18 protein-coding genes are annotated in these 21192 nt (G+C 66.0%); 15 read left to right on the forward strand and 3 right to left on the reverse strand.

Translation table 11 applies throughout. The features are described from left to right. Genes WS49_RS35960 through WS49_RS05325 form a run of 14 tightly spaced genes read left to right on the forward strand, consistent with a single transcriptional unit; the run spans position 1 to position 14880 of the window. The gene (locus tag WS49_RS35960) at positions 1–636 is read left to right on the forward strand and encodes a hypothetical protein (protein ID WP_059525111.1); all 636 of its coding nucleotides are present in this window, start codon (positions 1–3) and stop codon (positions 634–636) included. Continuing rightward, complete coding sequence (locus tag WS49_RS05265) at positions 633–2324, forward strand: AMP-binding protein (protein WP_059525113.1); 1692 nt, start codon at positions 633–635, stop codon at positions 2322–2324. Before WS49_RS35960 ends, WS49_RS05265 begins: the two co-directional genes overlap by 4 nt. Beyond that, positions 2321–4027 (forward strand): glycosyltransferase family 2 protein, encoded by a 1707-nt coding sequence (locus WS49_RS05270; RefSeq protein WP_059525115.1) that lies wholly within the window; start codon positions 2321–2323, stop codon positions 4025–4027. The genes WS49_RS05265 and WS49_RS05270 overlap by 4 nt, the downstream gene beginning before the upstream one ends. After that, positions 4014–5624, forward strand: a complete 1611-nt coding sequence (locus WS49_RS05275; protein ID WP_059525682.1) for an HAL/PAL/TAL family ammonia-lyase — start codon at positions 4014–4016, stop codon at positions 5622–5624. Before WS49_RS05270 ends, WS49_RS05275 begins: the two co-directional genes overlap by 14 nt. Next, the gene (locus WS49_RS05280) at positions 5621–6049 is read left to right on the forward strand and encodes an acyl-CoA thioesterase (RefSeq protein ID WP_059525117.1); all 429 of its coding nucleotides are present in this window, start codon (positions 5621–5623) and stop codon (positions 6047–6049) included. Before WS49_RS05275 ends, WS49_RS05280 begins: the two co-directional genes overlap by 4 nt. Further along, entirely contained in the window at positions 6040–6708 is a 669-nt protein-coding gene (locus WS49_RS05285) for a LolA family protein (protein WP_059525119.1), read from the forward strand. Before WS49_RS05280 ends, WS49_RS05285 begins: the two co-directional genes overlap by 10 nt. Beyond that, positions 6708–9119, forward strand: coding sequence for an MMPL family transporter (locus tag WS49_RS05290; RefSeq protein WP_059525121.1), 2412 nt, complete (start codon positions 6708–6710; stop codon positions 9117–9119). The genes WS49_RS05285 and WS49_RS05290 overlap by 1 nt, the downstream gene beginning before the upstream one ends. Beyond that, complete coding sequence (locus WS49_RS05295; protein WP_059525680.1) at positions 9116–10303, forward strand: beta-ketoacyl-[acyl-carrier-protein] synthase family protein; 1188 nt, start codon at positions 9116–9118, stop codon at positions 10301–10303. The genes WS49_RS05290 and WS49_RS05295 overlap by 4 nt, the downstream gene beginning before the upstream one ends. 1 nt (position 10304) lies before the next feature. Beyond that, positions 10305–10808 carry a hotdog family protein gene (locus WS49_RS05300; RefSeq protein ID WP_059525123.1) on the forward strand — a complete coding sequence of 168 codons (504 nt, stop codon included), beginning with the start codon at positions 10305–10307 and terminating at the stop codon, positions 10806–10808. Beyond that, positions 10805–11530 carry a 3-ketoacyl-ACP reductase FabG2 gene (locus WS49_RS05305; RefSeq protein ID WP_059525124.1) on the forward strand — a complete coding sequence of 242 codons (726 nt, stop codon included), beginning with the start codon at positions 10805–10807 and terminating at the stop codon, positions 11528–11530. The genes WS49_RS05300 and WS49_RS05305 overlap by 4 nt, the downstream gene beginning before the upstream one ends. Continuing rightward, positions 11530–12759: a beta-ketoacyl-ACP synthase gene (locus WS49_RS05310; RefSeq protein WP_059525126.1), complete on the forward strand. Its 1230-nt coding sequence runs from the start codon at positions 11530–11532 to the stop codon at positions 12757–12759. Before WS49_RS05305 ends, WS49_RS05310 begins: the two co-directional genes overlap by 1 nt. Next, positions 12756–13976 (forward strand): beta-ketoacyl synthase N-terminal-like domain-containing protein, encoded by a 1221-nt coding sequence (locus tag WS49_RS05315; RefSeq protein ID WP_059525128.1) that lies wholly within the window; start codon positions 12756–12758, stop codon positions 13974–13976. Before WS49_RS05310 ends, WS49_RS05315 begins: the two co-directional genes overlap by 4 nt. Positions 13977–14008: 32 nt before the next feature. After that, positions 14009–14434 (forward strand): hypothetical protein, encoded by a 426-nt coding sequence (locus WS49_RS05320; RefSeq protein ID WP_059525130.1) that lies wholly within the window; start codon positions 14009–14011, stop codon positions 14432–14434. Between the two features lie 11 nt (positions 14435–14445). Further along, a complete protein-coding gene (locus WS49_RS05325; RefSeq protein WP_179949243.1) occupies positions 14446–14880 on the forward strand; it encodes an excinuclease ABC subunit A in 435 nt (144 codons plus the stop codon). A 45-nt stretch (positions 14881–14925) separates the two neighbouring features. On the opposite strand, the gene WS49_RS05330 is transcribed toward WS49_RS05325, so the two are convergent. Further along, positions 14926–15645 (reverse strand): class I SAM-dependent methyltransferase, encoded by a 720-nt coding sequence (locus WS49_RS05330; protein WP_059525132.1) that lies wholly within the window; start codon positions 15643–15645, stop codon positions 14926–14928. A gap of 110 nt (positions 15646–15755) precedes the next feature. On the opposite strand from WS49_RS05330, the gene WS49_RS05335 reads away from it, so the two are divergent. After that, positions 15756–17003: an NAD(P)/FAD-dependent oxidoreductase gene (locus WS49_RS05335; RefSeq protein WP_059525134.1), complete on the forward strand. Its 1248-nt coding sequence runs from the start codon at positions 15756–15758 to the stop codon at positions 17001–17003. Between the two features lie 114 nt (positions 17004–17117). On the opposite strand, the gene WS49_RS05340 is transcribed toward WS49_RS05335, so the two are convergent. Beyond that, entirely contained in the window at positions 17118–19319 is a 2202-nt protein-coding gene (locus tag WS49_RS05340; RefSeq protein ID WP_059525686.1) for a glycoside hydrolase family 3 C-terminal domain-containing protein, read from the reverse strand. Positions 19320–19818: 499 nt separating this feature from the next. Beyond that, positions 19819–21075: an oligosaccharide flippase family protein gene (locus WS49_RS05345; protein WP_059525136.1), complete on the reverse strand. Its 1257-nt coding sequence runs from the start codon at positions 21073–21075 to the stop codon at positions 19819–19821. Positions 21076–21192 lie beyond the last annotated feature (117 nt).

The following is a 21192-nucleotide window of genomic DNA, read 5'->3' on the forward strand; positions in this document are numbered from 1 at the left end:
ATGGTGGTGACGGGCATGCGGGCTACCACGGGCACGGTCCTGCCGCGCTGGGCAGGTGTCGCGACCAGGGCTGCACTGGTCCTTGCCTATCCGCTCGTCATCCTGTTTGCGTGGCAGAGCATGTCGCCGCGTTACGTCGGTTGCCTGTTGATCGCATTGCTGTGGCTGCAGCGCACGGTCGGCAAAGGCACGCTGGCGAAGGCGCTCAAACGCCTCACGCTGCTCGACTGGGGCGTGGCCGGTGCATTGACCGTGTTGTCGGCCGCGATTGCCGTGACCGATAGCGAACGACTTCTTCATCTCTACCCGGCATGCGTGAGTGTCGGCTTGTTGGTCGCGTTCGGCGCGACGCTGCGGCACGGTCCGACCATGATCGAAAAATTCGCACGACTGACTTATCCCGAACCGAGTCCGGAAATCGTCGGGTACACGCGGCGCGTCACACAGGTGTGGTGCGCGTTCTTTATCGTAAACGGCAGTTTTTCGGTTTATACGGCGCTGTACTGGAGCCGTGCGGGATGGGCGCTTTACAACGGGCTGATCGCGTATGTGCTGATCGGTGCGTTGATAGCAGGCGAGTGGCTGTGGCGCAGGCGCTTCATCGCCGTCGCGCGAAAGCGAACGGGTGTCGCATGATTGCGCTGCACGAGATCCTGTGTGCCGAAGCGGATAGCGGAGTGGCGGTTTGTCGCGATGGCGCCGAGGTGCTGACGCTGGGTGACCTGCGCGCTCGCGCCGGCGCGATTGCGAGGGTAGTGGAAGCGAGCGGCGCGCGACGCGTTGCGATTTGCACGGATGATCCGTACGAGTTCGCGTGTGCATTGTTTGCGGTTGCGGCGGTGCACGGGGAAGTCGTGATTCCAGCCAGCAGCGCACCCGGCTATCTTGATGCACTGGCGCATGCATACGACCTCGTGCTGGATGCGCCGGCACTGGCCGCATGCGGGCACGACACGGATGCCGGATCTGCACGCTTCACCCGCCCGATCAATGCTGTCGCAGCGGTGACGCTTTACACGTCGGGCAGCAGCGGCACCGCGAAGCCGGTGCGAAAGTCGCTCGCGCAGCTTGATGCCGAAGTGCGCACGTTGCAGCGCGAATGGGGCGACCGGACAGGCGCGGCAGTGACACTGTCGAGCGTACCGCATCACCACATCTACGGACTGCTCTTCAGGATCCTTTGGCCGCTGGCGGCCGGCCGCGCGTTTGACCGGATGACGGTGTTTGAACCGCTGCAACTGCAGCAGCGGCTGGCCGAATACGGTGGCGGTGTCGTGGTCTCCACGCCGTCGCAACTGATGCGCTGGCCGGCGTTGCCCGGCTTTCCGATGCGGGCGCCCATGCCGTGCGCGTTCTTCTCGTCGGGCGGCCCGTTGCCGGCCGATGCGGCTTCGGCCTATTCGAACGCATTCGGCGCTGCGCCGTTCGAGATATTTGGCAGTACCGAAACCGGTGGCATTGCATGGCGTCGCCAGGACGTTGCGCACGCGTGGCAGCCGCTGACCGGTGTCGACGTGCGCTGCGACGACGATGGCGTGCTGTGCGTTCGCTCTGCCCATCTCGGCCACGATCGCTGGCACCGCACCGACGACACCGCACGATTCGACGTGAACGGTCGCTTTGCACTCGCAGGACGACGCGATCGCGTCGTCAAACTGGACGGCAAGCGCGTGTCGCTGCCGGAGCTCGAGGCGCGGATACTCGCGCATGCATACGTCGAGCAAGCGGCGGCCGTGGTGGTCGACGGCACGACACGCGCGCACGTCGGCGTCGTGGCGGTATTGACCGCGGCGGGGCGCGATGCGCTGGCGGCGGATGGACGGGTTGCCGTTGCCACGACCTTGCGGCACGCGCTCGGTGCATATTTCGACGCGGCCGCATTACCGCGCTACTGGCGGTTCCTGCACGCGATGCCGTTCGATGCACGCGGCAAGTTGCCCGCCGCCGCGCTGGCGGCCGCATTCACGGCTACGCCGGAGGGCTTTGAACTGCTCGCGTCATGGCGCAGCGACGACGCGTTGCATTACGAGTTGCGCGTGCCGCCCACGCTCGCGCATTTCGAAGGTCATTTTCCGGGCCTGCCGATCCTGCCCGGAGTCGTGCAAATCGACTGGGCTGCGCGTCTGGCTGGCCGCGAGATGCCGACCGTGCGCGAAATCCGTTCCGTCGAACACCTGAAATTCAAGGCACCGGTGCCGCCGGGCGCGGTGCTGTCGCTGCGTATCGCGCATGACCGTGTACGCGGCTCCACGCGCTTCGCGTTCCGTTGCGGCGACCGCGAATGCACATCGGGCGTTCTGGTCTATGGCACGGCGGCCCGATGAGCGACACCTGCATCGTCATTCCGATCTACAACCATCGCGCCGCGATCGGCGGCACGCTGGCGCGCCTCGCCGTGCACGGCCTGCCGATCCTGGTGATCGACGACGGCAGCGACGAGCCGACGCAACAGGTGCTGGCCACGCTGGCGACGCGCTACGCCGGCCTCGTGACGCTGCTCCGGTTGCCGGTCAACGGCGGAAAGGGTGCGGCGGTCATGGAAGGATTGCGCGCCGCGCGTGTCCGGGGCTATCGGCACGCGATTCAGATCGATGCCGATGGCCAGCACGACGCGGCCGATGTGCCGAAGTTCGTCGCGGCCGCGCAGGCCGAGCCGGACGCCGTGATTCTCGGCCGGCCGCGTTTCGACGACAGCGTTCCGAAGGCGCGCCTGTACGGCCGCTACCTCACGCATGCATGGGTGTGGATCGAAACCCTGTCGCTGGACATTCCCGATGCGATGTGCGGGTTTCGTCTTTATCCGGTCGACCTCGTCTGCGAACTGATAGACGCGGTATCGATGCCCACGCGGATGGCTTTCGACAGCGAAATCCTGGTCCGTCTCCACTGGCGCGGCCTCGCGTTCAGGACGGTTCCGACGCGCGTCATCTACCCGGTCGACGGTGTGTCCCATTTCGATGTCTGGCGCGACAACGTGCGCATCAGCCTGAGCCACACACGGCTCGTCGCGGGGATGCTCGCGCGCGCGCCGATGCTGCTGACACGCCGTCTGGCCGGGCGGCACGGCGCGGCGCCGACGGGCCGCACGCGCGCATGGTGGCGCATGCCGGAGCGCGGCAGCCGGATCGGCATGGCGTTGCTGGCGCTCAGCTGCCGCTGGTTCGGCAAGGGCTTCACGTCGTTCTGGCTGCATCCCATCGTCGGCTATTTCGTGCTGACGAATCGTACGGCGCGCGCCGCGTCGCATGCGTATATCGCGCGCCTGCGCGATGCGGAGGCGGCGGCCGTGCCGAAGCCGGGATGGCGCAGTGCTTACCGGCACATGCTCGCCTTTGCACAGGCAGGATTCGACAAGTTCGTCGCGTGGTCCGGCCGCCTCGACGAGCTCGACGTGCGTTTCGACGATTCGTCCGCATTCGATGCGCTCGCGGCGAGCGGGCGCGGCGCACTCGTGATCGGCGCGCATCTGGGCAACCTGGAAATGACACGGGCGCTTGCGCTGCGCGACGCACACACGAAGGTGACGGCGATCGTCTACACCGAGCATGCGAAGCGTTTTACCGGCGTGCTTGCCGGCGCGAACCGGGAATTCGGCAAACAGCTCGTCGAGGTGTCGAACTTCGGACCCGATACGGCGATGATGATGCAGTCGCGCATCGACGCGGGAGAGTTGCTCGTGATCGTCGGCGACCGCGTGCCGCCGCGTGATTCCGGTAAAACGGTCGACGCCCGTTTTCTCGACGCGACTGCCCCGTTCGCGCAGGGTCCGTATATCCTCGCCCACGCCCTTGGTTGTCCTGTCTACCTGTTCTTCTGCCTGAAGGAGGCGCACGGCTACCGCCTCTATTTCGAGCCGTTCGCCGACCGGATCGAGCTACCGCGCCGTGAGCGCGCCGAACACGTCGCGGCATGGGCGCAACGCTACGCCGCGCGGCTCGAACATTATTGCCGCAAGGCTCCCTACCAATGGTTCAACTTCTTCGATTTCTGGGCGCGGCCCGATGGAGGTCCGCGTGGCGGAGCATGACATGAACGACGTCGCGGCATGCACCGCCGCGGATCCGAATCGGCCGGCCGTGGTGGTCGGAGGCCGGCATCTGACGATCGAGGACGTCGTCGCGATCGCCCGCGACGGTGCGCCCGTCGCACTGAACGCGGGACCCGAATGGCGCGCGCGTATCGAGCGCGGTGCGACCTGGCTACGCGCCTATCTCGCGAATGGCGGCACGCTGTATGGCGTGACCACCGGATATGGCGATGCCTGCGTGGTAGAGGTGCCGCCGTCGCTCGTCGAAGCGCTGCCGCTGCAGCTGACCCGCTATCACGGGTGCGGCATGGGTGACCGGTTCGATGCGACGCAAACGTTGTCCATCATCGTTGCCCGGCTCAACTCGCTCGCCTTCGGCTATTCGGGCGTGCGGTTCACGTTGCTGGAACGGCTGGCCGACATGGTGAATCACCGCATCCTGCCACGTATTCCATCGGAAGGCTCGGTCGGCGCGAGCGGCGACCTCACACCGCTGTCCTACGTAGCCGCGGCGCTGGTCGGCGAGCGCACCGTCGTGTTCGACGGCGCCGAGCGGGACGCGCGGGAGGTGTGGCATGCGATCGATCGCACGCCGCTGACGCTCGCGCCGAAGGAAGGACTGGCGTTGATGAACGGCACGGCGGTCATGACCGGGCTGGCCTGTCTCGCGTTTGCGCGCGCTGACTACCTGACACGTGTGGCCGCTCGCCTGACGGCATTGACCACCGTCGCACTCGACGGCCGGGCCGGGCACTTCGATGCGCGGCTGTTCGACGCGAAACCCCACGCGGGGCAGGCGGAGGCGGCAGCGTGGATCCGCGCCGACCTGGTCGGGCGCGACGAATTGCCCGGACGTCGGTTGCAGGATCGCTATTCGGTACGTTGCGCACCGCACGTGATCGGCGTGGCGCGCGACGCATTGTCGTGGATGCGCCGCGATATCGAGAACGAGCTGAACAGTGCGAACGACAATCCGCTGATCGACCCGGACGAAGGGTGCGTACTGCATGGCGGCAATTTCTACGGCGGTCATATCGCGTTCGCGATGGATGCGCTGAAGACCGCGGTCGCCAACCTCGCGGACCTGATGGATCGCCAGCTTGCGCTGCTGGTCGACGACAAGTTCAGCAACGGACTCCCGCGCAACCTGACGGGCGCCGGGCCGGAACGCGCGGCGATCAACCATGGCTTCAAGGCCGTGCAGATCTCGTCTTCCGCGTGGACGGCGGAGGCGCTGAAGCTCACGATGCCGGCGAGCGTGTTCTCCCGCTCGACGGAGTCGCACAATCAGGACAAGGTCAGCATGGGGACGATTGCTGCGCGCGATTGCCTGCGCGTTCTGACCTTGACCGAACAGGTTGCGGCGGCGCATGTGCTCGCGACCGTGCAGGCCACCCGGCTGCGACTTCGCGATAATCAGCAGACACAACTTTCGCCCGCGCTTCGCGCGTTCGTCGACGATGTGGATCGTCAATCGCCGCTGGTGGTCGAGGACCGGCCGCTCGAAGCCGAGTTGCGCGCGCTGACCGCGCGTCTTGCCGCGTGCGAGGCGATCGGCGGCGCGTACGGCGGAATCCGGCACGGGGAGGCGGCATGAACGCATCTCGTCCGCCGCTGACCGCGACGGCCCGTGTCGAGGTCCTGTTTCACGACGTCGATGCCATGAACGTCTGCTGGCACGGCCATTACCTGAAGTACTTCGAGAGCAGCCGTGCTGCGTTGCTGCGCATGATCGACTACGACTATCCCGCGATGCTGGCGTCGGGCTACATGTGGCCGGTGGTGGAGGCGCATCTGAAGTACGTTCGTCCGGCCCATTACAGTCAGCAGCTCGACGTGCGCGCGACGCTGCTCGAATTCGAGAACCGGCTGAAGATCGGGTACGAAATCGTTGACGCGGCGTCCGGCGAGCGCTTGACGAAAGGGTATACGGTGCAACTGGCGGTCGATGCGACGACGCGCGAACTGCAGTTCGTGTCGCCACCGACCCTGATCGAAAAGGTGCATGCACAATGGGCCTGAATTCGCACTACCGATGGTTTGCGGCGGTGACGCTGACCGTATGCATGACGCTCTCCGGCGGCACGGTGCTGGCCGCCCCGGCGCCGGTTGCGGCGTCGCGGCCGTCGAATGCCGCGCTCGTGTCCGACGTTGCGGCGCGGCTCGCGCGCGTTGGCGCGATTCGCACGGATTTTCGGCAAACTCAGACGCTGTCGGCGATGAAGCAGCCGCTTGTCAGCACTGGATCGATGTTGTTCGATCGCAGGTCGGGTGTCGTCTGGCGAATCGAGACGCCTTACAAGGCCACTTACGTGATCACCGATAGCGGCGTGCGCGAGGTCGGCGCGGACGGGCACCTCGTCGCACCCGGCGGTGGCGGCCGCGGCGTCGCACAAGTGTCGCGCATGATGCGCGACATGCTCGGGGGTGACCTGTCGGCGCTGTACGCGCAATTCGACGTCGATGCGAGCGGAACGCCGGAACGGTGGCGGATGGTGCTGCGGCCGAATCAGCCGCAGCTCGCCCAGGCGGTTCGTGTGCTCGAAATGAGCGGAGGCACTTATCTCGGCCGGCTCGACTTGACTTTTGCGAACGGCAATGTGACATCGCTGGAGTTCGCTCGGCCGACGCCGGTCGACGCACCCGCGCCGGTCGAACGCGCGTGGCTGGAGGCCCGGTGATGGATGCGGCGCGTGATGTCGTCGACGCATCGGGCGAACGCGCACGGCGGCGCGGACTGTGTGCTGCATGGCTGCTCGTTGCGCTCGTGGCGGCTGCGTACATCCTATGGCGCTTCTCGAGCGGGGCCGCGCCGCTGCAGACGAACCTGCTCGCGTTGCTGCCGGCTACCGAGGCAAACCCGGTTGCCGAGCGAGCGGTCGACATGCTCGGAGATGCGCTCGGCAATCGCACCGTCTACCTGGTGACCGACCCGGACGCCGCCCGCGCCAAGGCCGCCGCGAAGCAGTTCGGTGCGCGGCTCGACGCCAGCGGAGCATTTCGTTCGGTGACGGTCGAGGTGCCGCCATTCAATCTGTCGGATATCTCGGCCACCTACATGACGGCCCGTTTCGGTCTGCTGACGGATGCGGATCGCCGGTCGCTCGAGCAAGGCGGGGCCACGCTCGACGAACGATTGGTCCGGCGTCTCTATGCACCGCCCGTCGACGGCTTGCAGACCGCCGTGGCGGACGACCCGTTCGGCTGGTTGCAGCACTGGCTCGGCGAGCTGCCGCTCGCGGCGTCCAATCTGTCACTCGAGGACGGCATGCTGGTGTCGCATCGCGATGGCGCAACTGGCGTCCTCGTGATGACGTCGTTGCCGGGCTCGGCTTACGAATCGAAGATCCAGCACGCCGTGCGCGTCGCGACGGACGATGCGGAACATGCGCTCGCGGCCGAGTTTCGGGGCGTTCGCGTCGACCGTGCCGGCGCGGTCTTTCATGCGGAAGCAGCGCGTGCCAGCGCCGAGCGCGACGTTCACGTGATCGGCGCGGTATCGCTGGGCGGCATCGCGCTGCTGCTGATGAGCGTATTCCGTTCGCCGCGCCTGCTGGTGCTCGCGTTCGCGTCGACGGCATTCGGCATCGTGTGCGCGCTGGCGGCAACGCTGCTCGTATTCGGCAAGCTGCACCTGTTGACGCTGGTGTTCGGTGTGAGTCTGATCGGCGAAGCCGTCGATTATTCGATCCAGTATTTCGTCGCGTACCTCTCCGCGGGGCGGCAATGGGATGCGCGTCGCGGTGCGGCGGCGGTCAGGCCGGCACTCATGGTGGCACTGGCGACCAGTCTGCTGGGTTACGCGATCCTGATGTGGGTGCCGTTCCCCGCGCTCAAGCAGATCGCGTGCTTTGCAATCGTCGGAATCCTCAGCGCGTTCGCGGCCGTCACAGGCTTTTTGCCGCTCATGCTGACGAAGGGGCCACGGTGCGTGCCGTCCGGTGTTTTCGCGTGCGCGGCCCGCCTGCTGCGCGGATGGCAATCGCTGCTGGCCGGTCGGCGCGCCCTGTTCGCTGCCATGCTGGTTGCGCTGGTTGCGATCCCGGGTTGGACCCTCTTGAAGAGCGACGACGACATTCATCTGCTGATCCAGCGCGATGCGGACCTCGCGCGGCAGGAGAACAATATTCGCGCGGCGGTCGGGCTGGCGAACACGGCACAGTTCTTCGTCGTTCAGGGCGCAACGCCGGAGGAGGTGCTCGAGCGTTCGGAGGCACTGATCGGGTCGCTCGATCAGCAGCGGGTCGGCCGTGTCCAGTCGATCACGACGTTCGTGCCGTCGGCCAAGCAGCAGGCGCATGACCGTGCGGTGCTGGACGCGCACGTGTTTGCCGATACCGCCACACTGCGCGGGACGCTGGCGCGCGCGGGCTTCCGCGACGAGGCGGTCGACGCGTGGATCAACGCGTATTCCCGCAATGCCCCGGAGACACTCTCCATCGGCACGTGGCTGGCGGCACGCTGGTCGGCGCCGTTCCGCTATTTGTGGCTCGGACGAATCGAGGGCGGCGCGGGTCCCGTCGATGCGGCGCTAGCGATTCCCGAGCGGGTCGATGCGTCGAATGCCGAGACTTTTGCTGCCGTCGCGCGCACGCTGCCGGGCGTATCGTGGGTAGACAAGGCATCGAGTGTGTCGAGCCTGTTCGGTGCCTATCGGGTCGACAGCGGCCTGTGGCTGGCTGGCGCGCTCGTCGTGGTCGCCGGGCTGCTGATGTGGCGCTACGGCGTGCGCGGCGGCATCGCAACGACGTTGCCGGTCGTGTTCGCCATTGCGTTGACGCTTGCGGCGTTCGGCTATGCACGGGTGCCGCTTACGCTGTTCAATTGGCTCGCGCTGATGCTGGTACTCGGCGTGGGCGCCAACTACGCGGTGTTCCTCCGCGAAGGCTGCATGCGAGACAGTGCCGGCATCGGCGCAGTGTGGACTGGCGTGCTGCTGTCGGCGGCCACGACCTTGCTGTCGTTCGGGATGCTCGGAGCGAGCGCGATGCCCGCGCTGCGCAGCTTCGGCACGACCCTCGCGATGGGCATCGTGTTTTCGGTGCTGTTCGCGCCGCTTGCCACGCCGTCCACGAAGGAGTGTCGCGCATGAATTCGAAACAGGCGCCGGCTTATCTGTCGGCACCCGGCATGATCAACGCGCTTGGCGCAACCACGGACGAAATCGTCGACGCATTGTGCGCCGGCATCGCACCGGGCATGGCGCCGCGCACCGATGTTCCCGCCGGCGGCTGGGTCGGGCGCGTGCGGTCGGCGCTCGATGTCGCGCCGCCCGAATCCCTCGCGCATTTCGATTGCAGGAACAATCGCCTGCTGCTTGCGGCGCTGGCGCAGATCGGATCCTGCGTCGACGCGGCGATCGCGCGTTACGGCCCGCGCCGGGTCGGCGTCGTGATCGGCACGAGTACGTCCGGGATTCAGGCGGCAGAGCAGGCACTCGCACAGCGTGCCGCAACGGGCGCGATGCCAGCCGGATTCGATTATCGGCAGATGGAAATCGGCACGGCGGCGCCGTTCGTGCGTGCGGCGCTGGGTGTGGCCGGGCCGGCCTACACGCTGTCGACGGCCTGCACATCGAGCGCGAAGGCATTTGCAGCCGCGCGCCGCCTGTTGCAGTTGAGGCTGTGCGACGCGGTCGTCGTCGGCGGAGCGGATTCGCTGTGCGAGCTGACGTTGCAAGGCTTCGCCTCGCTCGAATCGGTCAGCCCGGGGCGGACCAATCCGATGAGCCGGAACCGGAGCGGCATCAATATCGGCGAAGGCGCCGCGCTGTTCGTGATGTGCCGCGATGAAGCCGCGGTCCGGCTGGCCGGCGTTGGCGAGTCGAGCGATGCGCATCACATCTCGGCGCCGGACCCGGCGGGATATGGCGCGGAGGACGCGCTGCGCGCCGCGCTCGCGGACGCCGGCGTGGCGTCGTCCGCGATCGGCTATGTGAACCTGCACGCGACGGCGACGCGCCTGAACGACGAAATGGAAGCGAACGTGACGGCGCGGGTGTTTCCGCACGGCGTGCCGGCGAGCGGGACCAAGCCGCTGACGGGGCACATGCTTGGCGCGGCTGGCGCGACCGAACTCGGATTCGGCTGGCTGGCGCTGGCCCGCGGAATCCCGCTGCCGACGCACGTCTGGGACGGCGAGCACGATCCGGCGCTGCCGAAACTCGATCTCGTCCACGGCGAGCGCCGCCTCGCGGGCGATGCAACAGGGCGCTATGTAATGAGCAATTCGTTCGCTTTCGGCGGCAGCAATGCCAGCCTGATTCTGGGAGCCTGACATGCATGCCGAACCTTTGATCGATGCGTTGCACGGCGGTGCGGATATCCCGGTCGGGAACGTGCCGGACGTATTGCCGCATCGCGGCACGATGCTGCTGCTCGATGCAATCGAGCGCTGCTCGGAAACCGGCATCGAAGTGAGCGCGACCGTGCGCCGCGATGCGTGGTATGCCGACGGCAGCGGGGCGATGCCGGCGTGGATCGGCATCGAGCTGATGGCGCAGGCGATCGCCGCGCACGTCGGCCTGCTCGCGGCACATGCGGGCGGTCGCGCGAAGCCGGGCGTGCTGCTCGGGGCCAACCGCTATGTCGCGCATCGCACGACGTTCGGCGCGGACACGGTGCTGCGCATCGTCGCGCGGGAACTGCTGCGCGGCGACGAGGGGCATGGCGCATACGAATGCGCGATTCATGCCGAAGGTCAGTGTTGCGCGGAAGCCGTCGTCAAGGTCTACCAACCAAACGATTTCCAATCTTTTATCGAAGGGAGCTTCAATTCATGACTCGGCGAGTTCTCGTGACAGGGGCGAGCCGCGGCATCGGCCGCGCCGTGGCACTGCGCGTGGCGTCCGACGGCTTCGCCGTGACGGTTCATTGCCGCACCGGGCGCGAGGCAGCGGAAGCGGTCGCCGCGACGATTCGCGCGCAGGGCGGCACGGCCAGCGTGTTGCAGTTTGACGTGCGCGATCGTGCGGCGTGCCGGCGCGAGCTGGAGGCCGACGTCGAAGCGAACGGCGCGTACTACGGGATCGTGTGCAACGCGGGCGTGACGCGGGACGGTGCATTTCCGGCGTTGTCGGAAGAGGACTGGGACGTCGTGATCGAAACCGGGCTGGACGGGTTCTACAACATCGTTCATCCGCTGACCATGCCGATGGTGCGCCTGCGTAGCGGCGGACGCATCGTGACGATCGCGTCCGTGTCGGGCGTGATGGGCAATCGCGGCCAGGTCAACTACAGCGCCGCGAAGGCGGGCCTGATCGGCGCGACCAAGGCGCTGGCGGTCGAACTGGCATCGCGCAAGATCACGGTCAATTGCGTTGCTCCGGGGCTGGTTGATACCGGCATGCTCGACGACGTGCCGCTCGAGCACGCATTGAAGACGGTGCCGATGGGGCGCGTCGGTCAACCCGACGAAGTCGCGGCGGTAGTCGGCTTCCTGATGTCGGATGCGGCGACCTACGTCACCCGGCAAGTAATCGGCGTCAACGGCGGGATGGTGTGATGAAGCGAGTGGTCGTGACGGGGATGGGTGGCGTGACCGCCTTCGGCCAAAGCTGGCCGGAAATCGAGGCGCGCTTGCGCGACGGGCGCAATGCGGTACGGCGCATGCCGGAATGGGATTGCTACGAAGCGCTGCATACGCGACTCGCGTGTCCGTTGCCGGCCTTCGAGTTGCCGGGCACGTATCCGCGCAAGAAGACGCGTTCGATGGGGCCGGTTTCGATGTACGCGGTGCGCGCGAGCGAACTCGCACTGGCGGATGCGGGGCTGACCGACGATCCGTCGATCCGGGACGGCCGGATGGGCGTCGCGTACGGGTCGTCGTCGGGATCGGTCGAACCGATCCGGGCGTTCGGCACGATGATCGAGACGGGTTCGATGCGGGACGTCACATCGAACAGTTACGTGCAGATGATGCCGCACACGACGGCGGTCAACGTCAGTCTGTTCTGGGACCTGAAAGGCCGGATCGTGCCGACGTCGTCCGCCTGCGCGTCCGGCAGTCAGGCGATCGGCTATGCCTACGAGGCGATCGCGACGGGCAAGCAGACGCTGATGCTGGCGGGCGGCGCAGAAGAATTGTCGGGCCCGGCGGTGGCGGTGTTCGATACGTTGTACGCGACCAGCACGCGCAACGATAACGCGAACCTGACGCCGCGCCCGTTCGACGCCGATCGTGACGGCCTGGTTGTCGGGGAAGGTGCGGCGACGCTGGTGCTTGAGGAATACGAGCACGCGATCGCACGCGGCGCGACGATCCATGCGGAGATCGTCGGCTTCGGCTGCAATTCCGACGGTGCACATATCACCCAGCCGACGGCCGAGACGATGGCGGTCGCCATGCGTCTCGCGCTGGGTGACGCGGGGCTCGATGCCGATGCGATCGGCTACGTCAACGCACACGGTACGTCGACCGATCGAGGCGATGTGGCGGAGAGTCACGCGACGGCGTCCGTGTTCGGAGAGCGTATGCCGATCAGCTCGCTGAAAAGCTATGTGGGTCATACGTTGGGCGCGTGCGGCGCGCTCGAGGCGTGGTGGACGATCGAGATGATGAAGCGCAACTGGTACGCACCGACGCTCAATCTCGAGACAGTCGATCCAGCCTGTGCACCGCTCGACTACATCGTCGGCGACGCGCGACGGATCGATGTGGAATTCGCGATGAGCAACAACTTCGCATTCGGCGGAATCAACACGTCGTTGATTTTCCGGCGGGCCGGCCGATGACGGCGCGCGTCGTCGTCACCGGGCTCGGCATCGTGTCGTGCCTCGGTAATTCGCTGGACGAAGTATCGGCCGCCCTGCGAGCCGGTCGCTCGGGCGTGAGTCACGTGAGCGCATGGCGCGAGCGCGGTTTTCGCAGCCAGGTCGCAGGGGTGGCGTCGGTCGCATCGGCGGCGCGTTTTTCGCGCAAGCACGAACGGTTCATGGGCGACACGGCGCGCTTTGCGGCGCATGCGGCCGCGTCGGCGCTCGACGATGCGGGCATCGATGCCGGGATGCTTCGTTCGCCGCGCGCGGGCGCGATCGTGGGGTCGGGCATCGGATCGATGGCCGATTACGACGATGCGATGTCGATTGCGCAGCATCGCGGTATCGACAAGACGCCACCTTATGTCGTTCCGAAGGCGATGGGCAGCACGGCGTCGGCATGCGTTGCGCAGTTGTTCGGCATCGAGGGCGTGTCGTACTCGCCGTCGTCCGCGTGCACGAGCGCGGCGCTCGCGATCGGGCAAGCGACGCAATTGATCCGGTCCGGTTGCCAGGACATCGTGCTTGCTGGCGGGAGCGAGGCGCTGCACGACAACATGACGTTGATGTTCGACGCGATGGGTGTGTTGTCCGGCAGTTTCAACAGTACGCCGGATTGCGCGTCGCGTCCGTATGCGCTTGGCCGCGATGGCTTCGTGATCGCGTCCGGCGCAGGCATTCTCGTGCTCGAATCGCTCGAGCACGCGCGTGCGCGTGGTGCGCGAATTTACGCGGAGGTCGCCGGGTTCGGCCAATGCACGGACAGCGCCGGCATGGCGACGCCTCACGCGGCGGGGATCGCGCGGGCGATGCGCGGCGCGCTCGACGGCGGCGGACGGCGTCTGGACTACGTCAATACGCACGCGCCATCGACGCCGCTCGGAGACATCGAGGAACTGAAGGCGCTCATCGACGTATTTCGGGGCGACGTGCCGGCGTTCTCGTCGACGAAAGGCATGACGGGGCATCCGCTCGGCGCGAGCGGGGCGCATGAAGCGATCTACACGATCCTGATGATGCGCGACGGATTTGTCGCGGGCACCGCCGTCGGCCGCGAGCCCGATCCGGCAATCGCCGGCATGCCGCTCGTTCGCGACGCACGCGAATGGACGATCGAGCGGGCGCTGTCGGTTTCGTTCGGATTCGGCGGCAGCTGTGCAAGTGTGTTGTTGGACGCCTGGAAGGGCGATTGATGTGAACTTACTGAGCTGAGAGGACGATAACAATGAAGCACAAACGACATCTGGCCGGCATGTTGGTCGCGGCATCGTTGCTGACGGGGTGCGGCACCGTGGTCCGTTCGCTGCCTCTGCCGTCAGCGGCGACGGCATCGGACACGAGCGGCGTCGCGATCTATTTCGGCGCGCAGCCGCACCCGGACGTCAAGACCAGCATCGGTCCGCGTTCGGAATCGGTCCGTGTGTCGCGCGGGACGCAAGCGGAACAGCCGACGTGCGACCAGGCGTTGGCCGAAGCGCTGAACCGTCTGCGCGTCTATGCGAAGAATCATGGCGGGAATGCGGTCATCAACGTGACGACACGTTTTCATGAGAAGCGCTCAAATTCGACGAGCGAATATACGTGCGGCGTGAGCGGCAGTGCCGGTGCGATCGCCGTGTCGGGCGACGTCGTGCAGCTGAACGCGCAATAACGGGAGCGCACGTGAAATATCGCATTGCACTGGCGCTGTTTGGCGCGATGTTCGCGGTCTCGGTTGCACACGCACGCGACACGATCAACGATTATCCGATCGAAAGCGCATTGAAGAGCGAGGAAGGCAAGCTCGACAATGGCATCGCGCTCTATTTCGGCGATCAGGCGCATCCGCGCGTCATCAAGTCGTACGGTTCGTTCGCGACCAACAAGAAGACCAATTCGTTCGGCAAGAGCGACGAGGCGGCGTGCCAGCACGTATTCCTGTCGGCCGTGATCGAGCTTCAGGCGCGCGCGCGAAAGGAGGGCGGCAATGCCGTCATCGGCATCAAGAGCAATTACCGCAACGTGTTGCGCTCCAGCGCGACCGAGTTCACGTGCGGTGCCGGTGCGATCGTGGCCGGGGCAGCACTGACCGGCGAGATCGTGACGTTGAAGCCGTAATCGACACGCGTCGGGAAGGGGCCGCCAGACGGCGGCCTTGTTCGCTCAGGCAGGTTTGCGTGCAGCGACGTTGACGAGCGTCTCGCGGCGCTTGCCAGGCTTCGGTGCATACAGGCCGATGCGCTCGAGCAGGCCGAAGTCTTTCGCGCGGCTCCACCACAGGTAGGGAAACGACACGTTGCACGGTTCGAACGCAAACCCGGCGTGGCGGAGCATCGCAAGGTAGCCGTCGGCGCTTTTCTGAACCTGCATCGGGTGACGGAACAGCAGTCGGATCACCCATGACTTGATGTACGCATCGGTCGATTCGGCGAACAGCAGCAGCCCGCCGGGTTTCAGCACGCGGCGAAAGTCGGCCAGTGCATGTTCCTGGTCGACGAGATGGTGAAAGGTCTGATGGCAGAACACGATGTCGACGCTCGAATCGGCAAGCGGAATCTGCGTGCAGTCGGCGTGATGCAGTTCGACGGGCGTTGCGCAGCGATGCGCCTCTTGCGACGCATGCTCGAGCGAGTCATCGTGGCAATCGATACCGATGATCTTGTCGGGCGAGAACGCTTCACTCAGCAGGCGGAACGATTTACCCTGGCCGCAGCCTGCATCGAGGATGACGGGCGCCGTCGGCAGCGGCGCCGCGACAAGCCGCTTCAGATCGTCGATGGCCACCCTGAGCACGTGATGTTCCCAGGTATGCGTGCGAAGAAACCAGATGCCGAATCGGGTTTCGGGAACATAGGCGGGAGCGTGCGTGCGGTAGGACGTCATGGGCCTCTCGTCGGAATCTTGGATTTGTTGAGCGCCTATTGTAATTTGCAACGTCAAATCGTGGCGTGAGAAACGTAAGATACCCAATCAATCGAAGTGAATTGGCAAGCATGAGTGAAATGAAATCGAATTCGATCGATGTCGCGATCATCGGGGCAGGGCCGTCCGGTGCAGTCGCAGCCGCGCTGCTGCGCAAGGCTGGCCGCTCGGTGCTGGTGCTCGAACGGCAGCATTTTCCGCGCTTTTCGATCGGGGAAAGCCTGTTGCCCCAGAGCATGCGGTATCTCGAAGAAGCGGGCATGTTGCAGGCAGTCGTCGAGGCCGGCTTCCAGTTCAAGAACGGCGCGTATTTCGTTTATCGCGACAGGATGTCGTCATTCGATTTCCGCGAGAAGTTTTCCGAGGGCTGGGGAACGGCGTATCAGGTCGAACGCGCAACGTTCGACGATCTGCTGATCCGGTGTGCGGTCGAACAGGGCGCGGACGTGCGATTTGGCCATACCGTACGCGCTTTCGAGCCCGGCGATACGCCGCGGCTCGACGTCGTCGACGAGGCAGGCCACGAATATTCCGTTCAAGCGTCGTTCGTACTCGATGCGAGCGGGTTCGGTCGTGTGTTGCCGCGCTTGCTGGGGCTCGAGGCGCCCACCGGCCTGCCGACGCGCGCGGCCATCTTTTCGCACGTCGAAGACAGCTTGCCTGCCGGATCGACCGATCGAGACAAGATCTGCATTGCTGTCCATCCGGCGCGACGCGATGTGTGGTTCTGGATGATTCCGCTGACGAACGGACGTTCGTCGGTCGGGTGTGTGGCCGACGCCGGATTTCTGGACGTGCCGGAGGCGCAGCAGGAATCGCTGTTGCGCGAATTGCTGCAGAGCGAGCCGACACTGTCGCGGCTTGTCGGCAGCAAGCCCTTCGTGATGCCGGTGCGTCGCATTTCGGGCTATGCGTCGAATGTCGAGTCTCTGCACGGCCGCGGCTATGCATTGCTCGGTAACGCGGGCGAATTTCTCGATCCGATCTTCTCGTCGGGCGTGACGATCGCGCTGCGGTCCGCTCATCTGGCCGTTGCCGTGCTCGAACGGCAGTTGCGCGGTGAGACCGTCGACTGGGCGCGCGATTACGACGTCGCGTTGCGCAAGGGCATCGACACCTTCCGCGCCTTCGTCGAGCGTTGGTATTCAGGGACGCTGCAAGACATCGTGTTTCATGAAGACAAGGCATCCGACGTGAAGCGCATGGTCTGCTCGATCCTGGCCGGCTACGCGTGGGACGAGTCGAATCCGTTTGTGCGGGAACCGGCGCGCGGCCTCGACGTGCTCGCCGAATTCTGCCGTGCCGGCGGCCTCGGCTGATTCACCTGAGCCGCATGTGCGATGCGGGAAGCCCGGACGTCGTGAGACGTCCGGGCTTCCCGTTTCTCCTGTCAGCCGAGCGGGCCGGTGCGCGCGGGCCGCCTGGCTGTCCGATCAGCTCCCCTGCAGCCGGATATCGCGCGACGACGCGCCCACATACACCGTCCCGCCCGGCACGACCTGCCATCCGTTGCGCGACGTGTCCCACACGCTCTGCATCCGCGGCGACACGGTCACGCGTACATGCCGTGCCTCACCCGGGTTCAGCCGGATCTTTTCCCAGCCGACCAGCCGCTTCGGCGGTTCGTCCTTGTACGGCACGCCGAGATAGACCTGCGGCGTTTCCGCACCGGCGACGCGGCCGTCATTGCGCACGGTAAACGCGACGCTCAGCGAACCGTCCCGTTGCCGCGACACCGACAGGCCCGAATACGCGAAGTGCGTGTACGACAGACCGTAGCCGAATTCGAACATCGGCTTGATGTTGCGCGCGTCGTACCAGCGGTAGCCCATGTTCAGCTTCTCCGCATAGACCGGATCGTTCTCGAACGCGCCGTTTTGCCCCCACGCCGGCGAATCCTGGTCGCGCGCCGGGAACGTGACGGGCAGCTTGCCGGACGGATTGACCGCGCCGAACAGCACGTTCGCGATGGCCTTGCCGCCGCCTTCGCCGGGATACCACGCCTCGACGATCGCCGACACGTTGTCCTTCCACGGCATCAGCACCGGATTGCCGCTCTGGACGACGACGATCGTATGCGGATTCGCACGCGCGACCGCTTCGACGAGTGCATCTTGGTTCGACGGATTCGCGAGGCTCAGGCTTTGCAGGTCACCGAAATCCTCGCCGGCCGGCTGCGCGACCACGACGATCGCGACATCCGAGCGGCCCGCGAGTGCCGCGGCCTGGTCGATTTCCTGTTGCGTGTACGCGCGGAACGGCGACTGCTGATCGCTGTTGCCCGCGAACGTGACCTGTGCCGCCGGCGCGAGCGCGCGGATCGCCGCGACGATCGGCACGTCGACCTTGAGCCACGGATTGCGCCACCAGCTGCAGCCCGTCGACGATCCGAACGTCAGCCCGCCGCAACCCGCGAACGAACCCGTGACCGGATCGCGCGTGTTGCCCGAGCCGCCGCCCGACAGCACGGCCGCGTCGGCGTGGCCGCCGATCACGGCGATACGCGACAACGCCGCGGCCGCCAGCGGCAACTGGTTGCCGTCGTTCTTCAGCAGTACGATCGACTGCTCGGCGACCCCCTGTGCGAACCGATTCGCGGCCGCGAAATCGATCGTGCCGCCGCCCTTGGCCGGATCGTCCATCACGCCGACGCGAATCATCACGGCCAGCTTGCGGCGCACCATGTCGTCGAGGCGCGCGGTCGACACCGAGCCGTTCGCGATCGCCTGCTTGACGGCGGCCGGCGTCAGGTAGACCGACGGCCCGACGTCCTCTTCCTCGTCGAGCCCGGCGTTGATCGCGGCGGCCGTGCTGTGCGTCGCGCCCCAGTCGGATTGCACCTGACCCTGGAAGCCCCATTCGTTCTTCAGTACGTCGTTGAGCAGGTGATTGTTCTCGCACGCATACGTGCCGTTCAGGCGGTTGTAGCTGCACATCACGCTGCCGGGTTGCCCGCGTTTCGCGGCGATCTCGAACGGCAGCAGGTAGAGCTCGCGCAGCGTGCGCTCGTCGATCTGGGTGTTGCCGCCCATCCGGCCATGCTCCTGTTCGTTGCCGGCATAGTGCTTGATGGTCGCGATGACCTTCTGCCGCTGCGTCGCGAGTGTGCGCTCCGCGAGCAGGTCGCCGGCGAGCAACGGATCCTCGCCGAGATACTCGAACAGGCGGCCGCCGCGCGGTTCGCGAGCGAGATTGGTGCCGCCGGCGAGGCCCATGCCGAACCCTTGCGCGCGCAACTGGATCGCGACCTGCTTGCCGAAGTCGTACGACAGGCGGCGATCCCAGCTCGCGGCGACGGCGATCGTCGCGGGAAACGTCGTACTGGCCTGCGACGTGCTGCCGGAACCGGTCGCCGAGTCGACCATGTTGAGATCGGGAATGCCGAGCCGCGGCACACCCTGGATGTAGCCGGCCCCGCCGCCCGGCACCTTCGACATTTCGTATTGCGAATGGATGAACTGAAGTTTCTCGTCGAGCGTCATCTTGCGCACGAGGAGGTCGGCGCGTCGTTGCACGGCGGAAGACGCGAACGCGTCGGCGGCGTCGCCCGGTGCATTGAAATCGGCGTTGCCCGCGTAAGCGGTGGTGCAGAGGGTCGCTGCCAGCACGGCGGCCGGCCAGAGTGTGTCCCGCATGTTGCTCTCCATGATCGTATTGCCGGTTGTTCGAATGATGTCTGGAGCTGCGCACGCCCGGTGGATTCGCACCGGACGCATTCGGCTGGCGATGCAGGGTGATTGCGCGTCGGCATGCCAGGCCAGGCGGGGAATCGTTACGGCCGGTTGGGCCCGATCGAACAACGCGGACGGCGACGCGGACCGTCCGACGCTGCCGAATCGGATGTAGCGATTCTCTGCAGCGACCAATCGTACGAATGTAGTTTGACTACAGCATCGGTATTTCTACCGATACGTATGATCTTTTTTCGAGATGGTCGCGCGGTGTGGGGAAAAGGCAGTAAGCGTTCCTGATTGTGCGTCTGCAGCAGGGTAAGAAGTACCTGCGCGCGAGCGTTTGGAAGGGGGAGGCGCAGAGGCGTGCGCCCGTGCGACGCCGCTCGTTGCGCGCGCATCGAACGCGACATCGCGGGGATCCGGCCGCTTCGGCGAAATCGGGGCGGCCCGTCCGGACTCGCTAGCGTCGCGCGACGGGACTGCCGGGCAGCGGTATCCCGGCGCGATAGACGACGGTCGCGAGCGCCGCGGCGACGGCAGCCTCGGCCGTCAGCACGGCGGCGGCGGCGCCCAGTTCGGCGAAGTACTTCGCGAGCACAGGCACGAGCACGATGTTCAGAATGCCCGATGACATGAGCACGCGCGTGAATTCGGATTTCATCCCGAGCGGCAGCATCGTCTGCACACCGAAGAGGTCGGTCATCCCGGCCATGAAGGGAATGAAGGCCATCCACCGCAGAACCTGGACCGTGGGTTCGTACGAAGGCCCGTACAGGATGCGCACGGCGAGCGGCGCGCCGAAGAAGATCGCGAGCGAGATGCCGAGCACCATCGCGACCTGCACGACGAACAGCTTGCGCAGGAAAGAAAACGCGTCGTTCCGCGCATGCCGCATCAGATAACTGATGCGTGGATAGGTGGCGGCCTTCAGCGGCTGGAGCATGCTGAGCGCCGCGCGGATCAGCTTGTCGCCGGCGGCGAAATAGCCGGCCGCGACGTTGCCCGACACGAAGCCGAGCAGCACGGTGTTGGTCGACGCATAGAACGCGATCGACGTCGATGCGAGGAACACCTGCCAGCCGCCTTTCAGCGATTCGGCGATGTCGGCGAAACCGACGCGAACGAAATCGATTTCGCGCTGGGCATACAGATAGACGGCCAGCACGAGCGCGGACAGCGTCGGGACGGCGGCGTTGACGATCATCGCGCGGTCGATGTCCGCCGGGCTGTGCACGAGCGCGAACATCGCGGGCAGGCTCAGGATGCGGCCGACGAACAGGATCACGCTCAGCGCGCGCAACTTCTCCATGCCCTGGAAATACCAGCCTGGCGTGAACGCCACGCCGGCCACCATTCCGAAGCCGATCAGCAGCAGGTCGCGGTCCTCGCCGAAGCGGCCGACGAGGACGATCAGCACGATCAGCACGACGAAACAGATCACCGCGATGCCGATCTGCGCATACAGCGTCGCCCAGAAGATGCGGGAGCGTTCGGCGCGGTCGTCGCGGGCGAGCGCGATGCGCGGCGTGGCGGTCAGGTCGAAGCTGTAGCTCGTGCAGTTGGTGAGATACGCGATGACCGCGAGCGAAAACGCGAGCTGCCCGTAGCCTTCCGGGCCCAGCGCATGCGTGAGCAACGGTGCGATCAGCAGCGGCACCGCATACATCGAAATCTGCAGCGTCAGCAGCAGCAGGAAATTCTTCTTGATGTTTGACATTCGCTTGGTCGGCGCCGTGGGTGTCGCTGGGCGGCGGCGCGCGTGCCGCCGTGCGCTCGCGCGGCCGGTCGGCGCTGACCCGGCTGCGTGGGTTCGCGGCCCGTTCCGGCTGGCGCC

This window comes from Burkholderia sp. RF7-non_BP4 (assembly GCF_001521935.1).
GTDB lineage: Bacteria > Pseudomonadota > Gammaproteobacteria > Burkholderiales > Burkholderiaceae > Burkholderia > Burkholderia diffusa.

Excerpts from the sequence above, each read along its gene's own strand:
- WS49_RS35960 (WP_059525111.1), top strand. The coding sequence starts at position 1 with ATGGTGGTGACGGGCATGCGGGCTACCACGGGCACGGTCCTGCCGCGC.
- WS49_RS05265 (WP_059525113.1), top strand. The coding sequence starts at position 633 with ATGATTGCGCTGCACGAGATCCTGTGTGCCGAAGCGGATAGCGGAGTG.
- WS49_RS05270 (WP_059525115.1), top strand. The coding sequence starts at position 2,321 with ATGAGCGACACCTGCATCGTCATTCCGATCTACAACCATCGCGCCGCG.
- WS49_RS05280 (WP_059525117.1), top strand. The coding sequence starts at position 5,621 with ATGAACGCATCTCGTCCGCCGCTGACCGCGACGGCCCGTGTCGAGGTC.
- WS49_RS05285 (WP_059525119.1), top strand. The coding sequence starts at position 6,040 with ATGGGCCTGAATTCGCACTACCGATGGTTTGCGGCGGTGACGCTGACC.
- WS49_RS05290 (WP_059525121.1), top strand. The coding sequence starts at position 6,708 with ATGGATGCGGCGCGTGATGTCGTCGACGCATCGGGCGAACGCGCACGG.
- WS49_RS05295 (WP_059525680.1), top strand. The coding sequence starts at position 9,116 with ATGAATTCGAAACAGGCGCCGGCTTATCTGTCGGCACCCGGCATGATC.
- WS49_RS05300 (WP_059525123.1), top strand. The coding sequence starts at position 10,305 with ATGCATGCCGAACCTTTGATCGATGCGTTGCACGGCGGTGCGGATATC.
- WS49_RS05305 (WP_059525124.1), top strand. The coding sequence starts at position 10,805 with ATGACTCGGCGAGTTCTCGTGACAGGGGCGAGCCGCGGCATCGGCCGC.
- WS49_RS05310 (WP_059525126.1), top strand. The coding sequence starts at position 11,530 with ATGAAGCGAGTGGTCGTGACGGGGATGGGTGGCGTGACCGCCTTCGGC.
- WS49_RS05315 (WP_059525128.1), top strand. The coding sequence starts at position 12,756 with ATGACGGCGCGCGTCGTCGTCACCGGGCTCGGCATCGTGTCGTGCCTC.
- WS49_RS05320 (WP_059525130.1), top strand. The coding sequence starts at position 14,009 with ATGAAGCACAAACGACATCTGGCCGGCATGTTGGTCGCGGCATCGTTG.
- WS49_RS05330 (WP_059525132.1), bottom strand. The coding sequence starts at position 15,645 with ATGACGTCCTACCGCACGCACGCTCCCGCCTATGTTCCCGAAACCCGA.
- WS49_RS05335 (WP_059525134.1), top strand. The coding sequence starts at position 15,756 with ATGAGTGAAATGAAATCGAATTCGATCGATGTCGCGATCATCGGGGCA.
- WS49_RS05340 (WP_059525686.1), bottom strand. The coding sequence starts at position 19,319 with ATGCGGGACACACTCTGGCCGGCCGCCGTGCTGGCAGCGACCCTCTGC.
- WS49_RS05345 (WP_059525136.1), bottom strand. The coding sequence starts at position 21,075 with ATGTCAAACATCAAGAAGAATTTCCTGCTGCTGCTGACGCTGCAGATT.